19 protein-coding genes, 1 tRNA gene and 1 pseudogene are annotated in these 16,621 nt (G+C 62.8%); 14 read left to right on the plus strand and 7 right to left on the minus strand.

Translation table 11 applies throughout. The features are described 5' to 3' along the window. Window positions 1–209: 209 nt before the first annotated feature. On the plus strand, window positions 210–2,330 hold the full coding sequence (locus tag ACVWW6_RS25945) for a sodium-translocating pyrophosphatase (protein ID WP_028171636.1): 2,121 nt from the start codon (window positions 210–212) through the stop codon (window positions 2,328–2,330). Between the two features lie 276 nt (window positions 2,331–2,606). On the opposite strand, the gene ACVWW6_RS25950 is transcribed toward ACVWW6_RS25945, so the two are convergent. Further along, a complete protein-coding gene (locus ACVWW6_RS25950) occupies window positions 2,607–3,608 on the minus strand; it encodes a Bug family tripartite tricarboxylate transporter substrate binding protein (RefSeq protein WP_011087786.1) in 1,002 nt (333 codons plus the stop codon). A gap of 117 nt (window positions 3,609–3,725) precedes the next feature. Continuing rightward, a complete protein-coding gene (locus ACVWW6_RS25955; RefSeq protein WP_162603564.1) occupies window positions 3,726–4,211 on the minus strand; it encodes an outer membrane protein assembly factor BamE in 486 nt (161 codons plus the stop codon). Window positions 4,212–4,309: 98 nt separating this feature from the next. Between ACVWW6_RS25955 and ACVWW6_RS25960 the strand changes: the two genes are divergently transcribed. The 9 genes from ACVWW6_RS25960 (at window position 4,310) to ACVWW6_RS26000 (ending at window position 10,483) form a co-directional block, all read left to right on the plus strand. Continuing rightward, on the plus strand, window positions 4,310–4,861 hold the full coding sequence (locus ACVWW6_RS25960) for a ubiquinol-cytochrome C chaperone family protein (protein WP_456681585.1): 552 nt from the start codon (window positions 4,310–4,312) through the stop codon (window positions 4,859–4,861). After that, window positions 4,858–5,421 (plus strand): YceD family protein, encoded by a 564-nt coding sequence (locus tag ACVWW6_RS25965; protein WP_161534703.1) that lies wholly within the window; start codon window positions 4,858–4,860, stop codon window positions 5,419–5,421. Before ACVWW6_RS25960 ends, ACVWW6_RS25965 begins: the two co-directional genes overlap by 4 nt. A 297-nt stretch (window positions 5,422–5,718) precedes the next feature. Continuing rightward, a complete protein-coding gene (gene plsX / locus ACVWW6_RS25970) occupies window positions 5,719–6,780 on the plus strand; it encodes a phosphate acyltransferase PlsX (protein WP_011087782.1) in 1,062 nt (353 codons plus the stop codon). Next, window positions 6,777–7,757 carry a beta-ketoacyl-ACP synthase III gene (locus ACVWW6_RS25975; protein WP_060912465.1) on the plus strand — a complete coding sequence of 327 codons (981 nt, stop codon included), beginning with the start codon at window positions 6,777–6,779 and terminating at the stop codon, window positions 7,755–7,757. Before plsX ends, ACVWW6_RS25975 begins: the two co-directional genes overlap by 4 nt. Before the next feature lie 134 nt (window positions 7,758–7,891). Beyond that, window positions 7,892–8,233, plus strand: coding sequence for an integration host factor subunit alpha (locus tag ACVWW6_RS25980; protein ID WP_028171641.1), 342 nt, complete (start codon window positions 7,892–7,894; stop codon window positions 8,231–8,233). 26 nt (window positions 8,234–8,259) lie between these two features. Next, complete coding sequence (locus ACVWW6_RS25985; protein ID WP_028171642.1) at window positions 8,260–8,838, plus strand: MerR family transcriptional regulator; 579 nt, start codon at window positions 8,260–8,262, stop codon at window positions 8,836–8,838. 127 nt (window positions 8,839–8,965) lie between these two features. Continuing rightward, window positions 8,966–9,043, plus strand: a tRNA-Pro gene (locus ACVWW6_RS25990). A 594-nt stretch (window positions 9,044–9,637) separates the two neighbouring features. Then, window positions 9,638–9,880, plus strand: a complete 243-nt coding sequence (locus ACVWW6_RS25995) for a hypothetical protein (protein WP_161534739.1) — start codon at window positions 9,638–9,640, stop codon at window positions 9,878–9,880. Between the two features lie 195 nt (window positions 9,881–10,075). After that, window positions 10,076–10,483 (plus strand): EF-hand domain-containing protein, encoded by a 408-nt coding sequence (locus ACVWW6_RS26000; RefSeq protein ID WP_162603560.1) that lies wholly within the window; start codon window positions 10,076–10,078, stop codon window positions 10,481–10,483. 269 nt (window positions 10,484–10,752) lie between these two features. On the opposite strand, the pseudogene ACVWW6_RS26005 reads toward ACVWW6_RS26000, so the two are convergent. Next, window positions 10,753–10,839, minus strand: a pseudogene (locus ACVWW6_RS26005) (tyrosine-type recombinase/integrase); the annotation flags it as partial. A 262-nt stretch (window positions 10,840–11,101) separates the two neighbouring features. On the opposite strand from ACVWW6_RS26005, the gene ACVWW6_RS26010 reads away from it, so the two are divergent. The 3 genes from ACVWW6_RS26010 to ACVWW6_RS26020 all read left to right on the plus strand — a co-directional run bounded on the left by ACVWW6_RS26010 (window position 11,102) and on the right by ACVWW6_RS26020 (window position 13,451). Further along, on the plus strand, window positions 11,102–11,521 hold the full coding sequence (locus ACVWW6_RS26010; RefSeq protein WP_028171645.1) for a CopG family transcriptional regulator: 420 nt from the start codon (window positions 11,102–11,104) through the stop codon (window positions 11,519–11,521). Between the two features lie 3 nt (window positions 11,522–11,524). Continuing rightward, a complete protein-coding gene (locus ACVWW6_RS26015; RefSeq protein WP_182871854.1) occupies window positions 11,525–12,715 on the plus strand; it encodes an extracellular catalytic domain type 1 short-chain-length polyhydroxyalkanoate depolymerase in 1,191 nt (396 codons plus the stop codon). Between the two features lie 223 nt (window positions 12,716–12,938). Continuing rightward, window positions 12,939–13,451 carry a phasin family protein gene (locus ACVWW6_RS26020; RefSeq protein ID WP_182871853.1) on the plus strand — a complete coding sequence of 171 codons (513 nt, stop codon included), beginning with the start codon at window positions 12,939–12,941 and terminating at the stop codon, window positions 13,449–13,451. 362 nt (window positions 13,452–13,813) lie between these two features. Here the strand turns inward: ACVWW6_RS26020 and ACVWW6_RS26025 are convergent, their stop codons facing one another. From ACVWW6_RS26025 to ACVWW6_RS26040, 4 genes are all read right to left on the minus strand, one after another. Next, a complete protein-coding gene (locus ACVWW6_RS26025; protein WP_456681586.1) occupies window positions 13,814–14,095 on the minus strand; it encodes an addiction module antidote protein in 282 nt (93 codons plus the stop codon). 63 nt (window positions 14,096–14,158) lie between these two features. After that, the gene (locus tag ACVWW6_RS26030; protein ID WP_370204444.1) at window positions 14,159–14,944 is read right to left on the minus strand and encodes an outer membrane protein; all 786 of its coding nucleotides are present in this window, start codon (window positions 14,942–14,944) and stop codon (window positions 14,159–14,161) included. Between the two features lie 140 nt (window positions 14,945–15,084). Beyond that, on the minus strand, window positions 15,085–15,495 hold the full coding sequence (locus ACVWW6_RS26035; protein ID WP_244651755.1) for an ATP-dependent DNA ligase: 411 nt from the start codon (window positions 15,493–15,495) through the stop codon (window positions 15,085–15,087). Beyond that, a complete protein-coding gene (locus ACVWW6_RS26040) occupies window positions 15,482–15,766 on the minus strand; it encodes a hypothetical protein (RefSeq protein ID WP_244651753.1) in 285 nt (94 codons plus the stop codon). Before ACVWW6_RS26040 ends, ACVWW6_RS26035 begins: the two co-directional genes overlap by 14 nt. Here ACVWW6_RS26040 and ACVWW6_RS26045 point away from each other — a divergent pair. After that, on the plus strand, window positions 15,706–16,452 hold the full coding sequence (locus ACVWW6_RS26045; RefSeq protein WP_182871850.1) for a class I SAM-dependent methyltransferase: 747 nt from the start codon (window positions 15,706–15,708) through the stop codon (window positions 16,450–16,452). The genes ACVWW6_RS26040 and ACVWW6_RS26045 overlap by 61 nt on opposite strands. Window positions 16,453–16,621: the final 169 nt, after the last annotated feature.

Here is a 16,621-nt window from a genome sequence, read left to right on the forward strand (position 1 = left end):
GCTCAGGACTTGGCCTAAATACTTGCCGAGATCGGCTTTTTCGGCCGCTTCCGGCGTTGCACCATCAAGTTGATTTTGGCAAGCTCGCGACCGACTGAGGCCGCCCCTTCGGGAAAGGGGGCGGCCTTGTTCGAAATCAAGGCGCCGCACCGCACGACGGACAATAAAAGGCGCCGGGGACACATCAAGGATCTGAGGCAAAAAATCACATGACAGCATTATGGTTGATAGTGCTCTGCGGAGTGCTTTCCGTCGTCTACGCGATTTGGGCGACGTCTTCGGTGTTGAGCGCGGATGCGGGGTCGCCGCGCATGCAGGAGATCGCAGCTGCGGTGCGCGAAGGCGCACAGGCCTATCTGCGGCGCCAGTACACCACGATCGGTATCGTCGGCATCGTCATCTTCGTGCTGCTTGTCTATTTCCTCGGGCTCTATGTCGCGATCGGTTTTGCCATCGGCGCCATCCTGTCGGGGGCGGCCGGCTTCATCGGCATGAACGTCTCGGTTCGCGCCAATGTGCGCACCGCCCAGGCGGCGACCACATCGCTCGCCGGCGGCCTCGAGCTCGCCTTCAAGGCGGGCGCGATCACCGGCATGCTGGTGGCGGGTCTCGCGCTGCTCGGCGTGACCCTCTATTTCGGCTTCCTGGTCTATTCGCTGAAGCTCGCGCCTGACAGCCGCGTCGTCGTCGACGCCATGGTGGCGCTTGGCTTCGGCGCCTCGCTGATCTCGATCTTCGCCCGTCTCGGCGGCGGCATCTTCACCAAGGGTGCGGACGTCGGCGGCGACCTCGTCGGCAAGGTCGAGGCCGGCATTCCCGAGGACGATCCGCGCAACCCGGCGACCATTGCCGACAACGTCGGCGACAACGTGGGCGACTGCGCCGGCATGGCCGCCGACCTGTTCGAGACCTATGCGGTGACCGCGGTCGCCACCATGGTGCTCGCGGCGATCTTCTTCGCCAAGACGCCGATCCTCATGAGCATGATGACGCTGCCGCTCGCCATTGGCGGCATCTGCATCATCACCTCGATCATCGGCACCTTCTTCGTCAAGCTCGGGCCGAGCCAGTCGATCATGGGCGCGCTCTACAAGGGTCTGATCGCAACCGGCGTGCTGTCGCTGATCGGCATTGCCGTGGTGATCTACACGCTGATCGGCTTCGGCAAGCTCGACGGCGTCGACTATACCGGCATGTCGCTGTTCGAATGCGGCGTCGTCGGCCTGATCGTCACCGCGCTGATCATCTGGATCACCGAATACTACACCGGCACCGACTATCGTCCGGTGAAGTCGATTGCGGCTGCGTCGGTGACCGGCCACGGCACCAACGTGATCCAGGGCCTTGCGATCTCGATGGAGGCGACCGCGCTGCCAGCGATCGTCATCATCGCCGGCATCCTCGTCACCTACAGCCTTGCCGGCCTGTTCGGCATCGCGATCGCGACGGCCACCATGCTGGCGCTGGCCGGCATGATCGTCGCGCTCGACGCCTTCGGTCCGGTGACGGACAACGCCGGCGGCATCGCCGAGATGGCGGGCCTGCCGAAGGAGGTGCGCAAGTCGACCGACGCGCTCGACGCCGTCGGCAACACCACCAAGGCGGTCACCAAGGGCTACGCGATCGGTTCGGCCGGTCTCGGCGCGCTCGTGCTGTTCGCGGCCTACAACCAGGACCTCAAGTTCTTCGTTGCGGACTCCGCGCATCACACCTACTTCGCCGGCGTCAATCCCGACTTCTCGCTGAACAATCCCTATGTGGTGGTGGGCCTCCTGTTCGGTGGTCTGCTGCCGTATCTGTTCGGCGCGATGGGCATGACGGCCGTGGGCCGTGCGGCGAGCGCGATCGTCGAGGAGGTGCGGCGTCAGTTCCGCGAGAAGCCGGGTATCATGCAGGGCACCGACAAGCCGGACTACGGCAAGGCGGTCGACCTGCTGACCAAGGCGGCGATCAAGGAGATGATCATCCCCTCGCTGCTGCCGGTGTTGTCGCCGATCGTCGTCTACTTCCTGATCTACGCGATCGCCGGAGGCGGTGCGACCGGCAAGTCGGCGGCGTTCTCGGCGGTCGGCGCGATGCTGCTCGGCGTGATCGTGACGGGCCTGTTCGTCGCGATCTCCATGACCTCCGGCGGCGGCGCCTGGGACAACGCCAAGAAGTACATCGAGGACGGTCACTACGGCGGCAAGGGCAGTGATGCCCACAAGTCAGCGGTGACCGGCGACACCGTCGGCGATCCCTACAAGGACACGGCGGGACCGGCGGTGAACCCGATGATCAAGATCACGAACATCGTGGCTTTGCTGCTGCTGGCGATCCTGGCGCACTGAACCTGTCGCGCGCTACAAACGACAAACCCGCGGTGCAAACCGCGGGTTTTTTGTTGTCCGCTTTACGGGGGACCGTCGCCATGAAGGTCGAGACGACCAAGTGTATCCGGTGCGGCTGCGACATGCTGATGGCCGACACGGTCTGTCCGACTTGCGGCAGGGTGCAAGCCGGTGGCCGGCAATCCGGTGCGCGTACAATGCTGGCGGTCGCGCTGGCGGCCGCCGTCCTCATCGCCTTCAACTGGTTCAAATCTCCTGCGCCGCAAGCGAGCCCGCCTACTGCACATCCATCTGCAAACCTTCCTTCTGGATGATGCCGGCGAACTTCTTCGTCTCGGCGTCCACGAAGTCGGCGAACTGCTGCGGCGTGCCGTAGTCGGCGCGGGCGCCCATGGCGGCGATGTTCTTCTTGATGTCGTCGCGCTCCAGCATCGCCTTCACCTGGAGATTGAGCGCTTCGAGCACCCCGGCGGGGACGCCTTTCGGCAGGAACACCGAGAACCACGACGAGACGTCGAAATTGGCCAGCTCCGGTGCGCTCTCGCGCATGGTCGGCAGGTTCGGCGCGAGGTCGCTGCGCTCGGCGGTCGTCACGCAGAGGCCGGTGAGCGTGCCGTTCTGGACCTGCGGCAGGCTCGGATAGAGGTTGTCGAACAGGATCTGGATGTCGCCGGCGAGCGCGGCCTGGAGCGCGGGCCCGGCGCCGCGGAACGGGATGTGCGTCATCTTCAGCCCGGTGAGCTGCAAGAACCAGGCGCCGGTGAGGTGAGGGCTCTGGCCGACGCCGGAGGAGGCATAGCTGAGCTTGTCCGGATTGGCCTTGAGATAGGCGATCAGCTCGGCGACCGACTTGATGCCGGTCTTCGGATGCGCCGACACGATGTTCGGGATCCGGATCATGTTGGAGACCGGCTGGAGCTGGTCCGGCTTGTAGGTGAGGTTCTTGAAGATGCTGTAGGCGATCGCGTTCGGCCCGGGGTTGCCAATCAGGATGGTGTGGCCGTCCGGCTTGGCGCGAACCACCTCGGCGGTGCCGATCGTGCCGCCGCCGCCGGAGCGGTTTTCCACGACGGCCGACTGGCCCCAGGCGGTTTGCAGATGGGCGGCCAGGAGCCGGCCCATGACATCAGTCGAACCGCCGGCCGCAGCCGGCACGACGAGGCGGACGTTTTCGGTGGGTTTCCAGTCCGCCAGGCTCGACCGCGGCAGGATCGCTGCAGCCGACAGGCCGGCAGCGCCGGTGAGCACGCGGCGGCGGGACAACAAGGTTTTCGGCACGAATCCACTCCCAGCTTCTTGTTTTGCAGGGAGCGTATGGAACCCGGCGCGCGACGGCAAGTCGCACGCGCCGGCAAGTGCCGCGCGGAGGGCGGCACGACGCCGCAGGCTGAAGGCTCAGTTAAAGCTGAGCAGCTTGAACAGCGGCGTGAGGTAGCTCATCTCCTGACCCGATGTCGGCGTGGTGCGGCTGATGAAGTCGAAGATCTTGCCGTCCTGGAGGCCGTAATTCGCCAGCCGGCGCACGCGCCGGTTCTTGTCGAAATAGATCGCGATCACGCGTTGATCGACCACCCTCTGGTTCATGAAGGCGACCATCCGCTCCGAGCGCTGCGAGATGTAGTAGAAGACCTCGCCGTCGAGGGTCGCGACCGTGGAGGGCGTGCCCATCACGATCAGCACCTGGTCCTGGCTCGCGCCGATCGGAATCTGCTCCAGCGCGCCGGGCGGCAGGATGTAGCCCTTCTGGAACTGCTCGCCGGTGCAGCCCGCGAGCGCCACGCCGACCAAGGCCGCAGCGGCAGCCATGCGCAGGCCGCGCCAGCGTGCATGAAGGCCGCGCCGCTTGTCTGCGCGCGGGCTCGTCTGGTTCGTTATCGTCATAGCGGAACTGATTCCGTCCCCTTGCGTCGCGCGAGGCGCTGAAGTACCGGGCTGAGGCTCTGAATGCAACACGCGCGCGCCCGCTTGCGGAAACCACAATGCTTTGGCCGTTCAATCACTTCAGGAAACCCCGGCTAGCCCCGCCGGGCACCATTGAAGCCATCTATGGCATGATCGTGACGCAGGCGCGAGAACCCATATTTTACCGCGACTTGGGCGTGCCCGATACGGTTAACGGGCGTTTCGACCTGTTGCTGCTCCATCTCTGGCTGCTGCTGCGGCGCCTGCGCACGGTCCAGGGCGCCACGGAGCTGTCGCAGGCGCTGTTCGACCGCTTCTGCGAGGACATGGACGACAATCTGCGCGAGATGGGGGTGGGCGACCAGACCGTGCCGAAGCGGATGCGGGCCTTCGGCGAGGCCTTTTACGGCCGGGTGCAGGCCTACGATCAGGCGGTCGAAGGCGGCGGTGAGGCGCTGGCGGCGGCGATCTGCAAGAATATCTTGAATGGGTCCGGCATGGACCAGGCGGAGCGGCTCGCGGCCTACGCGCGGGCCACGGACGCCGATCTCGGCCGGACCGGCGAGGTCGCGCTGCTGCGCGCGGCCTTCAACTTTCCCCCGGCACTTCCCGAGGATGTCACGCCATGAGCCGACCGAATACTGGACCCGATCCCTGGCGGTCCCCCGTCATCGTTGCGCAGATTCCCGACACCGGCCTGCACCGCGAGATCGAGGCGTCGGCCGCCGAACGGCAGGTCATGGCCGAGGTCGCGGGCGTGCGGGAGATCCTGTCCGCTAACGCCAGCTTCGACGTCGTGCCGAAAAGCGGCGGCCGGGTCCAGGTCACGGGCCACGTCCGCGCCCGGGTCGGCCAGACCTGCGTGGTCTCGCTCGATCCGATCGAGAACGAGATCGAGGAGGAGGTGGACCTGACGTTCGCCCCCGAGGCCGAGGCACGCCGCCTGTCCGACCTGATCGAGGAGGGCCAGGACGACGAGGAGCCGCCCGAGGTCATCGACCCGCCGGAGGCCATCATCAATGGCATCATCGACCTCGGCCGGCTCGCCACCGATGCCCTGTTCCTGGCGATCGACCCCTATCCGCGCAAGCCGGGGGTCGTGTTCGAGGCGGAGGTCGTCGCCCTCGACCCGTCGGACCATCCTTTCGCAGCGCTGAAGGCGCTTCAGGACAAGAAGAAAGGCCAATAGCTGCCGATTCCCCGTAAGACCGCTTGCCAGGCAGCGTGAGGCCTTTGCGGGAGTGGTTTGAAAACCTGATTTATCTATCTGATTTCCATATATTTCTTGCGAATCTTCTGGTTTGCCGCCGGATCGCCCCGAATGCAAAAGGCTGGGGGCAAGAGGTTGTTTCGGGATAACAAAACGCTATTGTCGCGCCCCGGTCCGGGCGCGGCGTGGCGCTTGGCCGCCGCCACGTCCGTGGCGAACCCATTTCGCGGCCCCCGCTCGTTGAAGACCGCACCAGACCAGGTTTCCAGGACTTTTATGCTAAGCAAGGTTCGCATCGCGCTTGACGCCATGGGAGGCGATGTCGGCCCCGCCGTGGTCATTCCAGGCGCCGCCATCTCGCTTCAGAGGCATAGCGCGACCGAATTCCTGCTGGTCGGCGACCGCGCCAGGATCGAGCCCGAGCTCGAGAAGCACCCCGCGCTCAAGGCTGCTTCCAGGATCGTCCATACCGACGTCGCCGTCAGTGGCTCGGACAAGCCGAGCCAGGCGCTGCGCCGTGGCCGCAGGACCTCCTCGATGTGGCTTGCCATCGATGCGGTGAAGAAGGGCGAGGCGGATGTTGCGGTCTCCGCGGGTAATACCGGCGCGCTGATGGCAATGTCGCGCTTCCACCTGCGCACGCTGCCGGGCATCGACCGCCCGGCGATCACGGGGATATGGCCGACCAAGCGCGGCGAGTCCGTCGTGCTCGACCTCGGCGCCACCATCGGCGGCGATGCGCACCACCTGGTGTCGCTGGCCGTCATGGGGGCGGCGATGGCAAGCGTCCTGTTCAACAAGCCGCGCCCCACGGTCGGCCTGCTCAACATCGGGGCCGAGGAGATCAAGGGGCACGAGGAGATCCGCGAAGCCAGTGAAATCCTGCGGGCGAGGAACCTGCCGGAACTCGACTATATCGGCTTCGTCGAGGGCGACGGCATCGGCAAGGGGCTGGCCGACGTGATCGTCGCCGAGGGTTTCAGCGGCAACATCGCGCTCAAGGCTGCCGAGGGAACCGCGCGGCAGATGGCGGAATTACTCCGCAACGAGATGCAGCGGAGCTGGCTGTCCAAGCTCGGCTATCTCTTTGCGCGCAGCGCCTTCCAGGCCCTGCGGGACAAGATGGACCCCAACAAGTCCAATGGCGGCGTGTTCCTGGGGCTCAACGGACTGGTGGTTAAAAGCCACGGCGGAACCAGCGCCGAAGGCTTTGCCTATGCGATCGATGTTGGCTATGAGATGGCTCACTACGATCTCCTGAACAAGATCAATCAGATGCTCAACCGCGAGGGTGGTGCACTCAATTCCGTGCAGGCCGCGCAGGAGGCTGTTTCGTGACCAAAATTCGTTCGGTCGTGCTGGGCTGCGGCTCTTACCTGCCGGAGCAGGTGGTGACCAACGCCCAATTGGCGGCGCGTATCGACACGTCCGACGAGTGGATCGTCCAGCGTACCGGCATTCGCGAGCGGCACATTGCGGCCGAGGGCGAGTTCACCTCGCACTTGGCGATCAAGGCCGCGCAGGCCGCGCTCACCGATGCCGGCGTGGACGCGCAGTCGATCGATCTGATCGTTCTGGCGACCTCGACGCCTGACAACACCTTCCCCGCGACGGCCGTCGCCGTGCAGCACGGGCTCGGCATCAACCACGGCGCGGCCTTCGACCTGCAGGCGGTGTGCTCGGGCTTCGTGTTCGCGCTCGCCACTGCCGACAATTTCCTGCGCACCGGCGCCTTCAAGCGCGCGCTGGTGATCGGCGCCGAGACCTTCTCGCGCATCCTCGACTGGAACGACCGCGGCACCTGCGTGCTGTTCGGCGACGGCGCCGGCGCGGTCGTGCTGGAGGCGCAGGAGCAGGCGGGCAGTGCGGCGACCGACCGCGGTGTCGTCACCACGCATCTGCGCTCCGACGGCCGCCACAAGGCAAAGCTGTTCGTCGACGGCGGCCCGTCCTCGACCCAGACCGTCGGCCATCTGCGCATGGAGGGCCGCGAGGTCTTCAAGCATGCGGTCGGCATGATCACCGACGTGATCGTCGATGCCTTCGAGGCGACCGGGCTCAATGCCGACAGCATCGACTGGTTCGTGCCGCACCAGGCCAACAAGCGAATCATCGACGCTTCCGCGCACAAGCTGCATATCGCGCCGGAGAAGGTGGTGCTGACGGTGGACCGTCACGGCAACACGTCGGCGGCCTCGATCCCGCTGGCGCTGGCGGTGGCGCGCAAGGACGGCCGCATCAAGCGCGGCGACCTGATTCTGCTCGAGGCCATGGGCGGCGGCTTCACCTGGGGCTCGGCGCTGGTGCGCTGGTAGAGCCACAGTCGATAAAATTTTGCCGGAATCAGCGGCGATTATCGATGCGTCTGCATTGATGAGCGCTGTTGACCGGCGTATCGTAACCTCATAATTTCAGACAACAATTGTTCGCCGTGATGTGGGGCAGGGCGATGACCGATACAAGTAAAACCGTAACGCGTGTTGATCTGTGCGAAGCCGTCTACCAGAAGGTCGGCCTGTCGCGCACGGAATCGTCCGCCTTCGTGGAACTCGTGCTGAAGGAGATCACCGACTGCCTTGAGAAGGGCGAGACGGTGAAGCTGTCGTCGTTCGGTTCCTTCATGGTCCGCAAGAAGGGTCAGCGCATCGGCCGCAACCCGAAGACCGGCACCGAGGTGCCGATCTCGCCGCGCCGGGTCATGGTGTTCAAGCCGTCGGCGATCCTGAAGCAGCGGATCAACGCCCAGCACCGTACCAACGGCGACGGCAGCAAGGTTCAACCCGAGGCGTAATCGCCTTTCGGATAAGGATTTGGCATTTGGACAAGGCGCCGGATGCGTTCCGAACCATCAGCGAAGTAGCGCAGGAACTCGACATTCCGCAGCACGTGCTGCGGTTCTGGGAGACCCGGTTCTCCCAGATCAAGCCGATGAAGCGCAGCGGCGGCCGCCGCTATTACCGCCCCGACGACGTCGACCTGCTCAAGGGCATCCGCCGGCTGCTCTACGGGGAGGGCTACACCATCCGCGGGGTGCAGCGGATCCTGAAGGAGCACGGCGTCAAATCGGTACAGGGCCTCGCCGACGGCGCCGCCGCGGTCTCGTTCGGAGCCATCGAGGACGCCATCGGCGCGAGCCTGATGGAGCCGGACGACGAGGCGCCGATCAAGGGCGTCGCCGACGCCGACGATGACGACTACCAGGGCGACGAAGAGGACGGCATCGACTTCCGCTTCACGGAGGTCGACGACGAGGAAATCCTCACCACCTTCCGCAAGGGCGGCACCCCCGCCGCGCCCGCCGGTCCCAGCGCGCTGGACCGGGAGCGGCTAGGACGGGTGCTCGCCGACCTTGTCGCCTGCCGGGAGATGCTGGATCAGGCGCTGAAGGACGGCTAGGGCGGTATCGGTCGGCTTTGCGGGCAGTTCCGGGGGGCTCTGGGCTCGGAGCCAATCAGATCGCGATACCAAAATGCTGCGACCTCGCCTTGCGCAAAGCGGCGATCCTAGCTAATGGAACGACGTTCGGAGCGTGGCGCAGCCCGGTTAGCGCACTAGTCTGGGAGACTAGGGGTCGGAGGTTCAAATCCTCTCGCTCCGACCATTTTTTCCAACTCATCTGTCGGGTGGACTGACCGTCGGCGTGGAGCCTACTCCCGCCGCGGGACGCATGCGCGTCGATCGGCAGAGGGGCGCTGCTTCGATGGTCGGCAGATTAAAATGCCAAAAACAACCCCATGCACAGTAGCGAAGCTGTTGGCGAATCATGTTTTTCCGAATCGGTTTGACCCGTCGGGCAAAACAAGGGCATGATGTCATCCTGGCAGCCCGTCGGATGGAGGAGTATCTACGACAGCTGCTTCATGCATTGCGTCGCAGGGGTCTGGGCGCGACTTCGGGAGCGGAGTTGTCTTCTCCCCGGCGCAGATCTTCGCCGCCGAGCGCGAGAACGTCGAATGACGAGCGGACTTTCAACCAAATTCTGCGGAAGCTATCGCGCGGCGACTGTAACACAAATGAGATTGGCACGCGATCAAGCAGGATGATCTGTCGATGCGGTCTTCTCTTGCGCACTTGGAACGACATAGGACCGATTGGCGCATCTCAAACAGCGCCGCTGACCTATTGATCTGCATCATGGCGCTTTACGGCTTTAGTGGTCCGCTTCCTCTGCTGTCAGCTAAGCTGGGAGAAGATCATGACAATCAAATACGTTCTCGCAGTAGCGCTCGTCATGCCACTCCTGATGGTGTCCAGCATTGCGCAAACCGTGGATCGGCACACCTATCAGGGCGGCCCAAAAACAAACATTCCTCATGCCACACGTATGACAACCGCGAGCAGCGCATTCGCAATGGCACCTTCCGCAGTCGCACCAAAGCCCAAGCGTCAGCATTTTTATAGCGGCGGGCCACAAACGGTCGTGCCGCATTCCTATTGAGATAAAGATAAAATACTCGGCAGTGGTCGAGAGCAGCTTTCTTCTGGTTGCACCGCGTGGGATCCCCGTCACGTTATCTAGTCACATGGGCGTGAGAGTGTAAGCGACACAGTCCGGCCGAGTAGCAATTGACGGCGCGAAGCGCCTTCGATTTGGCTCTTTGGGGTGACCGCAGCTTTTCGGAGGAGGTTCGAAATGTATACGCGCGTTCTACAACTCACGATATCCGCTCTCATTCTAACGTATGGCACGTTCGGTGCCTTTGCACAGAGCCAAATGACACCGCAACCAGATCAGCAACAAATGCAATCGCAATCGCATCCCATGGGCCAGGAAGGCGTGGGTACGACGGGACACGGAAGCATGCCGGGCGGCGGCATGATGGGACATATGATGGGGCGCAGCATGATGGGTGGAGGCGCGATGGGACCACCTTTTATGATGCGTATGATGTTCGCTCTGATGGACGCCGACGGCGATGGGACCATCTCACTGCAGGAGTTTCAGGCAGCTCACGAACGAATTTTCAAGGCAATGGACAGCAATAAAGATGGCAAGCTTACGTTAGAGGAGATGCAAACGTTCATCCACGGAACCAGGTGATCGGCTGCCCGCGGATGGCGCGTCGTCCCGTGTGCCATCTGCTCCTACAATGGATCTTTCCTGCTGATGAAACGAAGCCTTAAGCCTTCAGGTCCGCGATCCGCATAATCGCGACCACGTTCGCGTCGTTGTACGCTTGTTCTTTTGTCTCCTTGTTTACGTCACCTGCCGCGTCCACGCAGACATTGCAGCCTCGTTAGGAATGGCCGCAGTTGGCCCGAAGCCGGCTGCAAATGAGGGGCAGAGCATGTCCGCTCTGCCCAGTTAGTTCAGACGTCGACCTGCCCTGCTATTGCGAGTGCATCGTCGACTTCAATTCCCAGGTACCGGACGGTGCTCTCGATTTTGGTTTGCCCCCGGCGTGGGAGCACGACGAGCCTGTTTCCGTTTGAAGCCTTTGAACGAGCTGGCCATTGGGCTTGCGATGATCGGAGAGGCGCGTTTCGCCAGGAATTTGTCTGGCCTCCACGATGCGACGACCGCCCTCGACGTGAGACGGCCCGCCTGCGCGAGCGGCTCATGCAGGTCATTGGATGGCTCCACCCCTTGAAAGGCGCCCGGGAGCATCTAGATAACATCCATAAGCCATCCAAAGGGATGGTAGATGGATGTTTCGCTATGCCCGCTAATGTGCACGAGCTGCGACCCAAGGCCCCCGACACCGAGAAGATCACGATCAACCTTGGCTATGTCGACCTCGGTCACGTCGATCTTATGGTGCAGGAAGGATTTTATTCGAACCGGACCGATTTCATCCGGACAGCAATCCGGAACCAGCTCGAGCGACACGTAGAGGTCGTCAGACAGTCCACGGCCCGGAAGAAGTTGGACCTCGGGCTGCGCAACTACACTCGCGAGGATCTCGAAGCGGCGCGGCGCGCCGGCGAGATGCTGCAGATCAATGTTTTGGGCTTAGCCACCATCGCCCAGGACGTCACTCCCGAGTTGGCTCGCGCCACAATCGCGTCGGTCTCGGTGCTGGGGGCCCTTCACGCCACTCCCGCGGTCAAGGCCGCACTCGCCGACAGAACGAGGTGAACGATGCTGAATCAAGACATAGTCCGCGAAGCAACCCGCCTCACGCGTGCCGGCCAACTGGTCAAGGCCACCGCGCTGCTGCAGCGCATGCTCCAGGGCGGTCGCGCTCCAAGACCGGAGTCTCGCAGCGCCTCTCAGGCTCGGCTCCCGCGGCTCGATCCGCTTACCATCGACGCCACGGCCGACGTCGTCGAGGAGCGGAAAGCTCCGCAGATTGCGCCGGCCCGCTCTGCTCAGGGACGCAGACACTCCTTACCGCTCGACGGCATGCGGGATTTTTCCGGGCTCGGCCTGCGCAGTCCGATCAAGCGCGCCCCTCTGTCCCCATCGGACATCGTGCCCGAGGGCAGGCGGTTTATCGCCGGTACCTTCAGTAACGCCGCGGGAAGCCGGACCTACAAGCTGTTCATCCCAAGCCGCTGTCAGGGACAACGGCTTCCCCTGATCGTCATGCTTCACGGCTGCACCCAGTCGCCGGACGATTTCGCGGCCGGCACCCGGATGAATTTCCTGGCGGAAGAGCAGAATTGCTTCGTGGTCTATCCTGAGCAGCCGAGCGGAGCCAACCAGGCGAAGTGCTGGAACTGGTTTCGCACGGGCGACCAGCGCCGCGGCGGGGGCGAGCCCTCGATGATCGCCGGCATTACCCGCCAGATCATGCGCGACCATGTGATCGATCCGAAGCGCGTATACGTCGCGGGTCTGTCGGCCGGCGGGGCCGCCGCCGCCATCATGGGCGCAACGTATAGCGACCTGTACGCGGCCGTCGGTATTCATTCAGGCCTCGCGTGTGGAGCCGCGAGCGATCTCCCCTCCGCGTTCGTGGCCATGCGGCAGGGAGGCGGCTCCAGGGCAATTGCGGACGGCATAACTTCTGTGCCGACCATCGTTTTCCATGGCGATCGTGACACTACGGTGCATCCAAAGAATGGCGATCAGATTATCGAGCAGTCCGCCGGGGCAACGAGACCGACGACGAAGGTACTTCGCGGACGCGTACCCCACGGCCATGCCTATACTCGCACCGTCCTGATTGACGGGGCCGGTCGGGCGATATCCGAACACTGGAACATCGACGGCGCCGGACACGCGTGGTCAGGCGGCAGCCCCGCCGGGTCCTACACTGATCCGCAAGGACCGGATGCGACGAGGGAAATGCTGCGCTTCTTCCTCGAGCATTCGCTCGGTGGATAGTCTGGCTTGTTCTCAGACTGACGCCGTTGAGCATGGGTCAGGAAGATCGCCAGTTAGACGTTTGTTGGTTGGAGTTGCTACCCAAAATCATCGTCGACCTCGTAGAACGTGCGATTGATGCGGGACTCCAACGATGCACGGGTTTGGAACGCTACGTCACAAAGCCTGTTGTCCTTTCAGAAATGACCGTTTTGGTCGCACCCCCATTTTCGTGGAGCGTCAGATGAGCAAACGCAAACCGGCGACAGCGCCAAAGCGCGCCCGCAATCCGAAAATGGCCGCGCGGGCCCAACGGAACAAGCAGGCCATTGTTAGAAGCCCGAAAGAGAATTTACTTCACTCTGCTGCGGCAGTCTCGGTCGAACCGCCTCCCGAGCTTCATGATGATCCTAAACACGGGGTTTCTATCATTGAGCCTCGGATGGATACCTTACCAGGTGACCTCAGTCAGAGAATGACGGATAGCGATCCAACGAAAGGCTTTGCTTTAGCGACGGCAAACATACAGGCGTATCAAGCGAAGCTTCTTGAGATAGCCGGGGCCAACGCGCAATTTGCTTTTGAATTCGGCCTGAGACTTGCGACGATCAGGTCACCAACTGAATTTTTCGGCGTCATCACGGAATTTACAAGCAGACGGGTCGATATGTTCGCGCAGCATTCGAAAGAACTGGCGGCATATCCGTTCTGGCGCATCAAGCCGCCCCGAGAGCTCACGGCTCTGCCGGGACGATAACTACAAGCCGTACCCGCTGCGGCAAAGCTTGTCGTTCTGATCCTCGGCGGCGACAAGGCGCTGCCCCAGGAACGCCGGCCTCTCCATCGTCGCGCAATGACCGCGCGCTGCGCATCATGTTCCCGATGATCTCGGAGGTCGCCGAATTCAACAGGAGGCCCGCCGGTTCACGCTGGCGGGCCTTGGTGACTAAACCCGGCAAGGTGTATCGTTCCAAAGGGGCGGGCGGAGTTTGATTCGTCATGCTGGAAGCCATTCTCCTATTGCTGGGAATTGGGGCCGCAGCTCTCCTGCTGATCGCGTTTTGGGGACTGCATCGCCACGTATAGGCACAAAAAAAGCTCGGAGGCGTATCTGGCGGATCAGAAGCTCGCATGCCCGCCGCGTTTGGGGGCTACCTTCAGCTGCAAGCCAGCCGTGACTACCCCCAGGACGGTAGAAAAATTCGGAAGCTGTTCGTTGCCGAAAGCACGATAAATGCTCGTACGCTGCAGCTCGGCCTTTTTCGAGATTTCTGAAATGTTGAAATCTTTGAGGGCCTGTCCGATCGCCCTGGAGATTGTGTGAGGTTCGGCCGAGGCGAATGCTTGGTTCAGCTCATCGGCGAGCTGCGAAGGTGTGACTGGTCGGTAGGTCTTCGTCACTCGAGCCTCCCAACGCACAAGGCCGGCTCAAAGAGCCGGCCTTGTTCGTTTGCATAATGCTAATCAGTACCTCGCGACGAGAGGGCCGCCGAACCGATAGTTCAGGCGCACGAGACCCATATCGACATCTTGGCTGATGCGATTAGTCTGAAATAACAACCCGGTCCCAGGGACCGTGAGGTCTCTCGTCTGATGGCCGAGGAAGATGTGATCGTACTCAACACCGACCGACCAGTTCGGCGCAAAGCCAAACTCAAGGCCGGCGCCAACTGTGGCCCCCCAGCGCGTGTCGCGACCTGAGGCTAGCAATGTGCCAGCACCGGGAGTGCCGGGAGCAGCGTAGATGTCAAACTTATCGCCGACCACAGCCGCGCCACCCTTCACGTAGAGCAGAACGCTGTTCCAGGCGTAGCCCACCTGACCCGTGATGAGACCGAAGGAATCGATCCGTGACCGATTGCGGTCGCCCGTGACCAGAGCGCTACCCGGGAACAGGAGGCTGATGTTGTCGCCGGAGAAGTCGGCCCAGTTGCCTTGGCCTTCAAGACCGAACACCCAACTTGCTGACTGCCAGCGATAGCCGACCTGACCACCGACCGTGCCGCCAGTCGCGTTGTGACAGCCTTCACCGACGAGGGTGCCGGTAACTGGCGTGACAAAGTCCCAGCAGTTGTGCGCGGAGCCGCCGCCACCGTTGATACCAATGTAGAAGCCGCTCCAGTCGTAGATGGCGGCGACCATCGGCGCCGGGGCCTTGGTGTACGGCCGGGCGGCCAGATCCGCCGCACCGGCGGGAGCCGCCAGAGCGAGTGCCAATGTTCCGGCCGCAGCCGCAAGAACCTTCTTCATGCGAGTATCTCCCCAGAGTAACGAGTTCAATGAATTGGCGCGTTCGCCCACCTGCCTGACAAAGAGTAAGTCGATGGTTGATAATTGCTGTAGCCCGCGTGCCACACTCGTTGCCAAAGGTTGGCCGAAATTCTCAACGTTTACAGATGGTTGAGTGGAACTAAACGCACGTTAGCGTGCGTATGATGTCGAGAGTGCCAAGAGTATCCGGGCCCGTGGAATATGTGAGACCACATTGCCTTGCGCAGACTCGGCGGCAGCTGGCGCAGATATTCGCCGCCGAGCGCGAGAACGCCGAATGCGTAGAGCTGCACCTCGTTGTCGTGCCGTCGCGAGTGCAGGGCGTTAGAGTCGGACACGCCGTCGACGCCGTGCACCACAGCCCCGCCGTCGATGACGAATTGCTGCTCGCGGTTCTTCAACGCGGCTTGGACGATCCAGAAGAAGCGCGTGGTCCGGTCGTGGCCGTTGCGGGTGAATAGCCGGGCGGTCTTGCCGTTGCGCTCGACGCGCGAGCGGTAGGCGTCATATTTGAATTCAGTCGGGGCCATCAGGCACCGCCTTGGCGGCGGTGGCCAGGCAGAACGCGAACGCACGGTGCATGCGAACGGGATAGTCACGCGGCTGCGAATATGCGAATCTCGCTAGCGTTTCAGCATCGGAATTCGTCAGTGAGGAACCGATGACAATTGCATTGCCGTACCTTGGAATTGCGCTCTGCTGCTCGATCGCGCTCTGGTTGGTGAGCCAGGTGCTGTAGGGTGTGGAACATCGCAACAGCGGCAGCGACGCTACTTGTGGCGTTTGCTGCAACTCACGCATATGCGGCTGACATAGGTTATCTGGCTCCCCCCGGAGTCGCTGCAAACGAGTTTCCCTCACCGCAGCGCCCTGTCGCACGGATTGTCAGCCCACGCCGCGCCGCCGAAGAGCACCGCGACGCTCTCAATGAGGCCGGCCAGATCGCACGTGCTCTTGAACTGAAACCTGGCATGACAGTCGGCGACATTGGTGCGGGCAGTGGCTACCACACGGTCAGACTCTCGTACCTCGTCGCACCCGCCGGCTCAGTCGTTGCCCAGGACGTCACGCGGGATTACCTCATAGAACTCGCCAGGCGAACAAAACTCCTGAAGTTGACGAACGTGCAATTCGCGCTCGGCGAAACACACGACCCGCGTCTGCCCGCTTCCTCGCTGGATGCCGCAATCCTCGTGCACATGTATCACGAGATAGCCCAACCCTATGCCTTCCTCTACAATCTCGCGCCCGCCTTGAAGCAGGGCGCACGGGTCGGAATTGTCGACCTTGAGCTTCCGACGTCGAAGCATGGCACGCCAATTGAGCTCCTGCGCTGCGAATTGACCGCCGTCGGCTATCGCGAGGTCGCCACATACAAGCTCGCAGGGGACGGAGGATACCTGGCAGTATTCTCTCCGCCGGAGGTAGCGGATCGAAAATCTCCCCGCGACATCGTTGCTTGCAGGGATCCCGTCGGCACTCGCTGACACCGCGCCCGCCGCCCGGCCTATTCTTTTCGCGCCAGGGAGCGCGTCGCCAGCAACGACGACCTCGATCGGAAGCGGTTAGCCGAGCGCCCGACCGACGCGATTGCCCCAAAACGGCCGTTGACCCAGGACCAGCCCATCCTGTCTACTCAACCGAGTGGTGGCAGTG

Source organism: Bradyrhizobium sp. USDA 3311 (assembly GCF_054062495.1).